Here is a 12,059-nt window from a genome sequence, read left to right as displayed (position 1 = left end):
TCTAAAGACTTTTGTTTTTCAGCTGATCAATCGTTTTCTGCATTTCGGGATCGGTTGGACTGATTGCATAATATTTTGCGATTCCGCCTTTCTGGTCTACAATAATAAACCTTGGCACCCAGTTCAGATCGATATAATTATTGAAATTATTTTTCCAGCCTTCATCAAACCAGTAATTTTCACTTTCAGCAATCTGGTATTTTTCCAAACCTTTTTTCCATTGCTCGTGCGAGCGGTCGAGTGAAAAATAAACAAATTCAATTTCAGGGTTTTTCTCCTTAAGTTCTTTTGTGGAAGGCAGCGCGAGAATACAGTCTCGGCACCAGCTTGCCCAGAAATCGATGATTAAAATTTTGCCTTCATGCATTTTTAAAACTTCCGATACCGAAAGTTTTTTGCCGTTTTGCGAAGTAATTTTCTGAGCCAGGGCTTCTTTTGAAAATTCCGTTTTATTGACTTGGGGAACTTTCTGTGAAAAAATCGTACACGAAATGAATATAATGACTAAACTGAATATTTTTTTCATATTTAAATCTGTTCAAACAAAACCAACGAAAATTCAGTATTGATTATTGCTTTTCCGTTTTCAACTTTTATCGTTTTGCCGGAATACGCATCGCGGAGTTTTGTGCCGTTTTCGAAAATACCTGTTACAGAAACTTCTTTGGTTCCTGTATTTAAATCCAAACCAATCAAAACTTTGTCGGTATTGAAAGTTCTTATAAACCAATAAGGTGAAGAAGAAACCATCTGATGAACTCCTGCTCCAACAGCAGGATGATCTGCACGGAATTTTCCTAATTTTTGGTAATGTACTAACAGTTTTTTCGTCTCAGCATTATTCTGAACATCGTTCCAGTTCATGTTGCTTCGAAGTGTGGCGTCACCGGAAGCACCTTCAATCGTTAAATCTCTGGCGGTTTCGTCACCATAGTAAACCTGCGAAATCCCCGGTGTAAGAAGGAGTTTGGTCGCGGCTTCGAAAGTTCTTGTTCTGTCTTTGTCGAAAGGTGAACCATCGTCGTGGGAAGTCAGATAATTCATCACGGTTTTACCGTTCAGGTCGCCGTGCAGAAGTTTTGAATAATTTGAAAACAGTTCTTCATACGATTTATTTGCGTCACCTTTAAAATCGAAATTAATTAAAGATTTGAAACCGTTTTGGTAATAATTTACTTTTCGGTCACTAAAATTGTAATCCTGTTTTTGGGAAATCCCGTAACCGTAAACCTCGCCCACGGTGAAAAACAGATTATTATCCAGAACTTTTGTAGGATTATCCCGCTTATAAATATCGAAAGCTTCCTGACAAACTTTCTGGAAGTCTTTCCAAACATCCTCATTCGTATGTTTTACTGTATCCACGCGATACCCGTCTATTCCGAAAGTTTCCACATAATCTGCGAGCCATTTCATAATGTAATATTTGGGAGCTTTCGGATAACCAGTTCTCGCAAAAAAATTGTTGAGCGATTTCATCTCCGCATCGTATCTGCCCTCTTTTTTCCATTTTTCCACCAACATTTGCGGCAGCTGTGCTTCAGCATCCGATTCCGTAAGAACGTCCGGAAGATTGGCAACCAAAGTACATGCCGTGGTATTTTGGTAGCTGTTATAAGTACATTGCGGGGAAGTGCGGACCCAGGAATTCGGGTAAACCGAATCAATTGGCGTTACCGGACCGGTGTGATTAATCACTGCATCCAAAACAACTCGGATTCCTTTGGCGTGAGCTTTTTCTACAAGTTCCTTTAGATCTTGTTTCGTACCGAAATTGGGATCCAGCGCCGTCCAGTCTTTCGTCCAGTAGCCGTGGAATCCGTATGTTTTACCAGTTCCCTCGTCAGTGGCTCCGTGGATTTGTTCCACAATCGGCGTCATCCAAATCGCATTGATTCCCAAATCTGAAAAATAATTGTCATCTATTTTCTGAATGATTCCGCGGAGATCGCCTCCTTCAAAACCCCTTAAAACTGCTGCTTTTTCAGTTCTTCCGAAGTTTAAATCATTGGTTTGGTCACCATTCTTGAAGCGGTCGGTCAACAGAAAATACATATTGGCGCCCTCCCAGGAGAACGGCTGTTTATTGGAGTTTTGCACTGTTGCACACGATGTAAGAAGCGCAAATCCGGCGAGGAGAAATATCTTTTTCATAAAAAAACTGTTCGAAGGCTAAAGGTAATGAAAAGCTGTTTTTAGAGGAAATAATTTCATCTTCAAACGTTGTTTTAACATTTATTTAACATAATTTACTATCTTTGTTTGCTGCAATCGAAAAAACGTATGTCTTTATACCACCGAATTACTGAAAAATTACAGTTTTTTGCGCCGGCTTTTTACAAGGAAAGATATTTTAAACACTTAAAAAATATTTCTAAAGTAAATTATTCTGCACGCAATATCGAACCGGAACTGATCTGGATTAAAGATTTTTTACCAAAAAATGCGGTAATGATCGACATTGGTGCTAACGTAGGAAGTTTCATTTATCAGCTTGAGCACAAACTTTCGCCACAGAATATTTACGCCTTCGAACCGAACAAAAAACTTTACATGCGTCTTAAAAGAATTTTCCCTCAGGTTCATGTTTATCCACTGGCGCTTTCCGACCGAAATGAAACTGCAGAGTTTAAAATTCCGGTCATCAAGGGAAAAACCTACACTTCACGGGGAACACTGAAACTCGATTACCGCGAAAATGAAGAATCGAAACATTTTCTTCAGCAGGTGAAAGTAATAAAACTGGACGATTGGGCAGGCCTTGAAAATCTTAAAAAAATCGATTTTATTAAAATTGATGTGGAAGGGAACGAAATGAACACCCTGCGCGGCGCAAAAAAAGTGATTGAGGATTTCCGCCCAACTTTAATGGTAGAAATGGAACAGCGCCATCATGCGGAACCGCTTCAAAAATTGATCAGTGAAATTGAGCATTGGGGTTACGGGGCTTTTTTCCTGAACCGCACCACATTCGAACTCGAAAAACTTACTGAAAATATTGTTGCCGGACTTTCCGGAAACAGTGTAGGCAGCAAAGAGACGTATATCAACAACCTCATATTTATTCCGAAACCTCTAAAAAACACCCACGGATGAGTGTTGTAGCAAGACAGGGTTTTAAATATTCGATTATTGGGTATCTGGGTTTTTTACTCGGAACGTTTTCGGCAATTTTCGTATTTCCGCACGATATGGAATTTTACGGAAAGCTCCGCTACGTGCTTCCTACAGCAGAAATGCTTCTTCCGGTTGTGGTTTTCGGACTATCTTTTTCAAATGTAAAATTCTACACCCAAAGCCGCGAAGACGGTAAACACCAGAATTTTCTGTCGTTGTCTTTAGTGGGAATTCTGCTGAATTTCATCATCTTCCTCATCGGTTATTTTGCGGTAAACCTAATTTTTCCAAAACTTCAGGAAACTGAAATGTGGCAAATGAAGCGCCTGATTTTGCCGCTGATTCTCGTGCTGGCATTCAGTGCCGTTTTTAATAAATATTTATCAAACTTTAAGAGGATTGCCATTCCGAATGTTTTTGAAAACCTTCTGCCAAAGCTTGCCAATCTGGGTGCCTTCTGTATTTTCTTTTTCCTGGGATTTCCCGAAAAAGCAGCGTACCTGTTTTTTATATTGATGTTTGTTTTAGGGCTTTTCGGCTATGTGTATTACACGAACCGCCTCGAAAAATTAAAGCCCGATTTTTCCACAGATTATATTAAAAAAGACAATCTATGGAAAGAAGTGCTGAATTACAGTTTCTACGGTTTCCTCGGAAATATCGGGAACTTCGTCGCTGTAAGAATCGACAGTGTGATGATCGGTGAATTTCTTGGTTTCGAGCCGAACGGCGTTTACAACACGCTCTACTCTATCATTTCGCTCATTACGGTTCCGGCCATGGGATTGTACAGCATTTCGGCGCCGATTATCAATAAACACCTCGCCGGAAATGAGTTCGAAGAACTCGACAAACTGCACAAGAAATCTTCCCTTGTGCTGTTTTTTTTAGGGTTTGTACTGCTTTCCTGCGTTTTGGTTGGTTTCCCTTATCTCACTCATTTCATTAAAAACGGCGAACTTTTACGGCAGTCGGAACCTGTGATCTGGGTATTGGGATTTGCCATGCTTTTCGATCTGGCAACCGGTTTCAACGGGCATATTATTTCGCTCTCGAAGTATTACCGTTTTAATATTGTAGTGATGCTGTTTTTAGCGGTAACCACGGTAACACTAAATCTTTACTTCCTCAACAACACCAACCTTGAACTGCTCGGCGTGGCGATTGCGACCGCAATTTCACTTACCCTTTTCAATATTGCGAAGATCGTTTTCAACTACATTAAATTTGGAGTTTTCCCACTGACGATTGAAATGATTTATGCCCTGATCATCGGGACTTTAGGAATTACAGTAGCGGTAATTCTTCCGGAATTTAAAAGCAGTTTTCTAAATCTGTTTTATAAACCCGGAATCGTATTACTCATGTTTTTCGTCGGCAATTATTTCCTGAAAATCTTCCCGCTGGAAGAATACATCAACCGAAATTTTCTGAAAAGTCTTTTTAAGTTTTAAAGAAATTTGGCCAGCATTTTTTCTAAAGATTTTAACACGGTGCCCTTCGCGAAATGTTCCCGAAAATCATAATCCATCCACTTTTGATAGGTGTAAATCTGTTCTTCGATATTTTCATTTTCGGGAATGATGAAGGGTTGTGAATTCGGATAATTCTCCGGAAATATCGCAAGTTTTCCGTACTTAATCGCATCACCAATATTTCCGCTCATTTTGGTGATTCCGTATGATTCCTTTTGGCTGAAAAATTCAGTTTCTTTCTTAAGCGGACACCATAAAAGATCGGCTTTCTGCATCCATTCGTCGAAAACCAATTGCGGAACTTTCTCGGTAAAATATTTAACTGAAATATTATGAGGTTTGTGTTTCTCAAAATCTTTTAACCACGATAGCTCCTGCCCCGAAGCTTTTCCCAGAAAAACAAACTGATAATGACTTTTTCGCTGAAAATTTTTTAAGGAGTTTAAAACATGCAGGTAATCCCGTCTTTGCTGAGAAACCGCGCCAGGAATCACGATCGTAATAATTGATTTTCGTGATTTTTCGTACTTAAGCAAATAAAAAACCGGCAGGAATTTGAGGCTTAAATCCGGATTTTTCTTAATTAAACTTTCATCTAAAACCAAAAGATTGCTTGCTTTTTCGAAAACTTTTGGAGCAGAAAGCAAATCTTCTTTCAACAGAAGTTTTAAACGGTATTTAAAATCTTTTTTAAAGATATTTTTAAGAAGTTGAAACCTGGAAATCTTCGTAAAATTAAGATTATGAACGATTACAGAGGTATTGAACTTATTTGAAATTTTTAAAAACGCATCAAAATACCGGTGAACAGTCCCGATAATAACCAAATCATAATTCTTTTCTTTCAGAATATTGAAAATATCAGAACTCTCCGCCACAAATATTTTGTCAGCAGTTTGCCCGAAATGCTTTGAAATCTTTTTACTAAAATAATAATCCACAGAAAAATCGTTGGAATCCTGCATGAGATCCATAAAATTTCTTGCAATTTCAGCGTGCGTATCGAGCTCAATGTAGGCGACTGTCTTCAACGGTTAATGTACTTTTTTTCCGTTGGAATACGTTGTATTCACTTTTGTATCAAGAATTTTTCCTTCTTCAACAGTCATTAAATCCTGATTCAGCACCACGAAATCCGCAGATTTTCCTACTTCAAGACTTCCTATTTCTTTTTCCTGAAAAGCAGCTTTTGCAGCCCAGATCGTCATTCCGCGCAGCGCCTGTTCTCTTGTCAGCGCGTTTTCTTTCTGGAAACCGTTTGCCGGGAAATTCTTCGCGTCTTTTCTTGCCACCGCAGCATAGAAAGTTTTTATCGGATTGATTTCTTCCACAGGAAAATCGGTTCCCAAAGGAAGCCAGCCGTTCTGTTTCAATAAGTCTTCGTAAGCATAAGAATATTTCAGCCGCTCTTTTCCTAACCGCTCTTCTGCCCAATACATATCCGAAGTCGCGTGTGTAGGCTGAACCGATGGAATAACAGAATATTTACCGAACAGATCGAAATCGGTTTTTTCCACAATCTGTGCGTGCTCAATCCGCCATCTTCTGTCATTTTTTATGCCTAAAACATCACCGTAAATTTTCAGAATGGTACGGTTGGCAGAATCGCCAATCGCATGCGTACACATTTGAAGATCGCTGTTTTTGAGTTTTTTCGCCAAATTCTCAAAATGTTTCTGATCACTTAAAAGAAAACCTTTCCAATCTTTTTTATCTGAATAATCGTGTAGCAAACACGCACCACGACTTCCCAAAGCACCGTCTGAATAGACTTTATAACCACCAAAAGTGATGTTACCATTGGTAAATCTGCCCTTTTTAATCCATTCGTTGTAACTTGTAGGATTGTCCTCAAGCAAGGCAAAAATCTTCATCTGAAGTTTATTCTGCTTCTGCATTTCTTCCAGAAGCGAAAAAGTATGCGTTGAAATTCCACAGTCGTGAAGTGAAGTGAGTCCGTAAGAAAAACACTCTTTTTGAAGATCTGCAAAGTAGTTGATCGCCATTTCGCTGCTGATTTCAGGAATGTGTTTTTCTACTAAAAGCATGGCATTGTCAATTAGAATTCCGGTGAGTTTACCATTTTTCTGTTCGATTTCTCCACCGGTTAATTTTGTATTCACCGTAATTCCTGCAATATCCAAAGCTTTCTGGTTCGCCACTGCGGCGTGTCCGTCGATTCTTTTTAAATATACCGGACGGTCCGGAAACAGTTGATCAAGTTTTTCCTTCGTCGGAAATTCCTTTACCGGCCAGTCGTTTTGATCCCAACTTCTGCCGTAAAGCCATAGCATGGGAGCGTTTTTGGAGTATGCTGTAAGCCGCGAGATAATTTCGTCCCAGGATTTTGTTCCCCACAGTTCACATTTCCACTTATCGGTTGCGTAGCCTGTAAAATGGCAGTGTGCATCGATAAATCCCGGAAAAACCGCTTTACCGTCGAGATTCTGAATGTTTTGGGATTTATATTTTTTCAGAATATCCTTGCTTTTCCCAACCGCAAGAATTTTTCCGTTGGTAACCGCCATCGATTCTGCTACATCGAATTTCTGGTTAACAGTATAAATTTTTGCATTCGTAATGATGAGATCCGCAGATTTTTGTGCAGATAATCCTAAAGAAAGCAGGACAGAAAAAATTCCAAAAATGTATTTCATGATTTTATTTTTTTTTAAGCATTTCACGCCAGCGCAAATTGCGGATGAACTGAAGTTCTTCTTTCGTCAATGACCTTTCACCTTTCTGCTTAAGGAACGATTTCATTGTGAGAATAAATTCAGAAAATGATCTGTTTTTTAAAGAAGATTTTGCTGAGGAAATTACAGCCAAAGGTAAACTCAAACCAATGTTGTAAAAATATTCACCAAGTTTTACGGCTTTTTGATTTTTGTATTTGTAGGCGGTTGGCCTTAGGTGCTTCACCCACAAATCTTTAATCGTCACCACTTCCCAACCGTGTTTTTTTGCCAGCATCACGTCGATATTATCCCAACCGAGAACAGGCCGCAAACCGTTCATGTCCTGGAAACATTTTTTACGGTAAGATTTTATAGGTCCGCGAACATGATTTTTTGAGGAAATATTCTCGAAAATCCACTGCTTTTTTTCGTCTCTGAAATCGGAAGCCAGTTTCTTTTCGAAAACGGATTTTTTAATTTTTACGATTCCGGAAACCATTCCTGCTTTTGGATTATTCTCGAAAACTTCATTTACTATTTTGAGATAATCGGGCGGAAAAATAACATCTGCATCGAATTTACAGATGATATCAAAGCTTTTCAGGTTCACCGTTTCCAAACCTTTATTAAAAGTGCGGACCACTTTTGCGCCAGGCTGATGTTCCGATTTTTCTAAATTCTTTAGTTCAAAATCTCGATGATTTGCGACAAATTCCTCCACAATCTTCTGAGTATTGTCACTCGAGCCATCATTTACAACTACAATTTTATAGTCTTTGAAAGTTTGATTTTTCAAGGATTCCAGACAGAAAAGAATGTTCTTTTCTTCGTTGTGCGTAGGAATAATGATGAGGAATTTCATAGTTTAAAACCGTTTATTTCCGTTTGCTAATGGGCTTCCAGCCAGTTATCACCTACTCCAACTTCCACCAGCAAAGGTACTTTGGTTTCAAATGCCGATTCCATTTCGGTTTTTATTAAATTTTTGGCGACCTCAATTTCCTCTATCGGAGCTTCAAATAAAAGTTCGTCATGAACCTGAAGCAGCATTTTGGTTTTTAAATTCTGTTCCGTCAACTTCTCATCTATTCTGATCATCGCCAGTTTAATCACATCGGCAGCACTTCCCTGGATTGGTGCATTCACTGCATTTCTTTCTGCATGCGCTTTCACCACAAAATTAGCGGAATTGATGTCTTTTAAGTGGCGCTTCCGGTGAAGAATTGTTTCCACATAACCCAGTTCCTGCGCTTTTTGCACCTGCTCTGCCATATACCTTTTAAGTCTTGGATAGGTTTCAAAATACGCTTCAATCATCTGTTTGGCTTCGGTTCGTGAAAGTCCGGTCTGTTCAGCCAAAGCAAAAGCGCCCTGGCCATAAATAATGCCGAAGTTCACCGTTTTCGCCTGAGAACGCTGGGTTTTGCTAACTTCTTCGAGTGGAATATTAAATAATTTCGAAGCTGTGGAAGCGTGAATATCTTCTCCATTCTGGAATGCCAGAATCATATTCTCCTCATTGGAAATTTCTGCAATCAAACGCAATTCGATTTGTGAATAATCTGCAGAAATAATTTTTTTCCCTTCACCTGCAACGAAAGCCCCGCGAATCTGCTGACCTCTTAAAGTACGGATTGGGATATTCTGAAGATTCGGATTTACCGAAGCCAGACGGCCTGTAGCTGCAGTTGTCTGCGAAAAATTGGTATGAACCCGCTGATCATTTTTGTCGATCTGCAGAGGTAACGCATCAACATATGTTGATTTCAGTTTCTGATAGGTTCTGTATTCTAGGATATATTTAATGATTTCATGCTTGCCGGAAAGCTTCTGCAATATATCTTCGGAAGTGGCGTACTGACCGGTTTTAGTCTTTTTCGCTTTCGGGTCGAGCTGCATTTTTTCGAAAAGAATTTCGCCAAGCTGTCTTGGGGAATTCATATTGAATTCTTCACCGGAGAGTTCAAAAATATTCTTTTCAAGCTCTCGCAGATCATTTTCGAGGTCTTTACTTTCCTGTTCAAGCCAGTTTTTATCCAGTGAAACACCCTCAAGTTCCATCTTGGCCAGAACTTTCATTAACGGCATTTCAACTTTATAAAATAAATCCTGAAGATTTTCTTTGTGAAGCTGTGGCGCAAAAAGCTTGTAAAGTTGCCACGTAATATCTGCATCTTCAGCAGCATAATCCGTTTGCTCTTCAACGGAAACTGCCCGCAAAGTGACCTGGTTTTTTCCTTTGCCAATCAGCGTTTCAATGGATACCGGTTTGTAATTCAGATAAATTTCAGAAAGGTAATCCATACCGTGTCTACCATCGGGATTCAGCAGATAATGGGCAATCATCGTATCGAAAATTGCTCCCTGAACCTCGATTCCATACCGCTTCAGGATTTTATAATCAAATTTAAGGTTATGCGCTACCTTCAGGATTTCTTCTTTTTCAAATAAGGGCCTGAAAATTTCGAGCGTTTCCAAAACTTCCTCCCTGTTTTCAGAAAGCGGAATGTAATAAGCCAACCCTTTTTTATAAGAAAAACTCATCCCGATTAGTTCCGCTTCCAGCTCATTTAAAGAAGTGGTTTCGGTATCAAAACACACGGCGTTCTGCTGCAGCAGGTTTTTAACGAGAATCTTCTGTGCTTTCGGAGAATCGATGTATTGGTAAAGATGATCGTTCTCGGTAATATTGGACTTGGTATTGGTCGCGTGATCGAGTTCTTCGTAGCTGGCAAAAAGGTCGAGCTGAACCGCCGCAGCTCCCAGATTTCCTTGCGGAGCAGGATTTTCAACTTTGTCATACCGCGAAATTTTATTGGGATCGCCATTCTGTGGTTCTACCTGGGACGGCGCAAAAGCCCGGTAAAGGTTTTCATACAGTCTGCGGAATTCGATCTCGTCGAAAACTGTTTTCACTTTTTCGAAATCGGGAGTTTCCAGATCGTACTGTTCCTGATGAAATTCTATTGGTGAATCACAAATAATCGTGGCCAGTTTTTTTGATAAAATACCGCGTTCGGCACTGGCTTCTACCTTTTCACGCAATTTCCCTTTAATTTCGTGCGTGTTTGCCAGAAGGTTTTCGATGCTTCCGTATTCTTTAAGGAATTTTTTTGCAGTTTTTTCGCCTACACCGTCCAGTCCCGGAATATTATCTACTGAATCTCCCATCATGGCAAGGAAATCGATCACCTGTTTCGGATCATCAATTTCGTATTTGGCTTTTACTTCTTCAACGCCTAAAATTTCAAATTCCGCTCCCTTTAATCCGGGTTTGTAAATTTTAATTTTATCGGTCACCAACTGCGCAAAATCTTTGTCCGGCGTTACCATATAGGTCGTGTACCCTTCTTTTTCTGCTTTGCAGGCAATGGTTCCGATAACATCATCGGCTTCATAACCTTCAACTCCAAGAATGGGAACATGCATCGCCTCCAGAATCCTGTGAATGTAAGGAATTGCTATCTTAATGGCTTCCGGGGTTTCGCTTCTGTTGGCTTTATAATCTGAAAAATCAGCAGTCCTCACGCTGGCTTCCCCAACGTCGAAAACTACGGCCAGATGCGTAGGTTTTTCCCTACGGATGAGCTCGATTAAAGAATTGGTAAACCCAAAAATGGCAGACGTGTCTTTTCCGTCGCTCGTAATCCGCGGACTGCGGATTAGGGCGTAATATCCACGAAAAATCATCGCATACGCATCGATGAGGAAAAGCCGTTTATCGTTGTTGTGTGACATAAAAGCAAAGATAATATTTTTGGCTGTAAGCCGGGGACGAAAACAGAAGTTTTGGCGCTCGCGAAGCGAGCGCCAAAAACTATAATAATAAAATCAGTGAAAAATAGGCGCTGTCAGGAATTTGTTTTCTGTCTTTTGTAAATCACTTTTAATGAAAGTGTCGCAAAAAAACCGCCCAGGAAAAAGCCCATTAAAGCGCCCATGATAAGATCCATCGGGAAATGTACCCCCAAATAAATGCGGCTGTAGGAAACCATTGCGGCCCAGAAGAATAATAAATAGGGCAAATATTTGTGGGTTTTCCGAAGCAGGATGCTCATTAACGTGGCAATAAAGAAAGTATTTGAAGCATGGCTGGAATAAAAACCGAATTGCCCGCCACATTTCACCTCTCTTACTAAACCTTCCAAAGTTGGGTCATGACACGGTCTGAGCCTTGCAATCCCGGTTTTGAAAATCCCGGCAAGCTGATCTGAAACCGTAACTCCCAGCGCAATGAAGATCAAAATGAAAATTAAATTCCGGACTTTGTATTCTTTGTACAGTAAATAAAGAAAAATAACATAAAGCGGAACCCAGATCCAGGTTGCAGAAACCATAATCCAAAACTGGTCGAACGGCTGGCTCCCCAGATTATTGAGGTAGAGAAAGGCTTGTTGGTCTTCCTGAATGATTTCGTGCATATTAACGGCTTACAGGTCCTTCGTGCTGGTCGTCGTCAGCAAGATTAACTTTAGGTTGTACTTTTTCAGCGAGTGCTTCCTTATGCTGTGCCTCAGCAAGTGGATTATAATCTTTGGCGGCCTGCTTTACTTTGTCGATTTCACGCTTTATTTCAGATACAGGATTATCGGTTTCTTTTAAAATCTCAGTTTTCACATCCTCCATAGCACCGCGCATCTTACGCACACCCTCTCCCAAATCTCGTGCAATCTGAGGTAATTTATCTGGACCGAATAAAACGACGATTGCAACAGCAATCAAAAGCATCTCTCCTATACTTAATTCCATGGCGTAAAATTACGAAAGTTTATGAAATCAATTTTCATTT

Annotated in this window: 10 protein-coding genes; 2 read left to right on the top strand and 8 right to left on the bottom strand. The window is 39.9% G+C overall.

Annotated elements, in window-relative coordinates:
• Window position 1 precedes the first annotated feature (1 nt).
• Window positions 2–526 (bottom strand): TlpA family protein disulfide reductase, encoded by a 525-nt coding sequence (locus CDW55_RS05415; protein ID WP_088468756.1) that lies wholly within the window; start codon window positions 524–526, stop codon window positions 2–4.
• A gap of 2 nt (window positions 527–528) precedes the next feature.
• Complete coding sequence (locus CDW55_RS05410; protein WP_088468755.1) at window positions 529–2,154, bottom strand: alpha-amylase family glycosyl hydrolase; 1,626 nt, start codon at window positions 2,152–2,154, stop codon at window positions 529–531.
• Between the two features lie 129 nt (window positions 2,155–2,283).
• Here CDW55_RS05410 and CDW55_RS05405 point away from each other — a divergent pair, with 129 nt between their 5' ends.
• A complete protein-coding gene (locus CDW55_RS05405) occupies window positions 2,284–3,096 on the top strand; it encodes an FkbM family methyltransferase (protein ID WP_088468754.1) in 813 nt (270 codons plus the stop codon).
• Window positions 3,093–4,571, top strand: a complete 1,479-nt coding sequence (locus CDW55_RS05400; RefSeq protein ID WP_088468753.1) for a lipopolysaccharide biosynthesis protein — start codon at window positions 3,093–3,095, stop codon at window positions 4,569–4,571. Before CDW55_RS05405 ends, CDW55_RS05400 begins: the two co-directional genes overlap by 4 nt.
• Here CDW55_RS05400 and CDW55_RS05395 read toward each other — a convergent pair.
• From CDW55_RS05395 to CDW55_RS05370, 6 genes are all read right to left on the bottom strand, one after another.
• Window positions 4,568–5,623, bottom strand: coding sequence for a hypothetical protein (locus CDW55_RS05395; protein ID WP_088468752.1), 1,056 nt, complete (start codon window positions 5,621–5,623; stop codon window positions 4,568–4,570). The two genes, CDW55_RS05400 and CDW55_RS05395, sit on opposite strands and share 4 nt — an antisense overlap.
• 3 nt (window positions 5,624–5,626) lie before the next feature.
• Window positions 5,627–7,249 (bottom strand): amidohydrolase, encoded by a 1,623-nt coding sequence (locus tag CDW55_RS05390; protein WP_088469518.1) that lies wholly within the window; start codon window positions 7,247–7,249, stop codon window positions 5,627–5,629.
• A gap of 4 nt (window positions 7,250–7,253) precedes the next feature.
• On the bottom strand, window positions 7,254–8,132 hold the full coding sequence (locus CDW55_RS05385) for a glycosyltransferase family 2 protein (protein WP_088468751.1): 879 nt from the start codon (window positions 8,130–8,132) through the stop codon (window positions 7,254–7,256).
• A gap of 26 nt (window positions 8,133–8,158) precedes the next feature.
• Window positions 8,159–11,008 (bottom strand): DNA polymerase I, encoded by a 2,850-nt coding sequence (gene polA / locus CDW55_RS05380; RefSeq protein WP_088468750.1) that lies wholly within the window; start codon window positions 11,006–11,008, stop codon window positions 8,159–8,161.
• Window positions 11,009–11,121: 113 nt separating this feature from the next.
• Window positions 11,122–11,691 (bottom strand): phosphatase PAP2 family protein, encoded by a 570-nt coding sequence (locus CDW55_RS05375; protein WP_088468749.1) that lies wholly within the window; start codon window positions 11,689–11,691, stop codon window positions 11,122–11,124.
• Window position 11,692: 1 nt separating this feature from the next.
• Window positions 11,693–12,019 (bottom strand): twin-arginine translocase TatA/TatE family subunit, encoded by a 327-nt coding sequence (locus CDW55_RS05370; protein WP_088468748.1) that lies wholly within the window; start codon window positions 12,017–12,019, stop codon window positions 11,693–11,695.
• Between the last annotated feature and the right edge of the window lie 40 nt (window positions 12,020–12,059).

The sequence above is a fragment of the Chryseobacterium sp. VAUSW3 genome (assembly GCF_002205795.1).
Taxonomy (GTDB): Bacteria; Bacteroidota; Bacteroidia; order Flavobacteriales; family Weeksellaceae; genus Kaistella; species Kaistella yananensis.
This window is presented reverse-complemented; position numbering and strand designations above follow the sequence as displayed.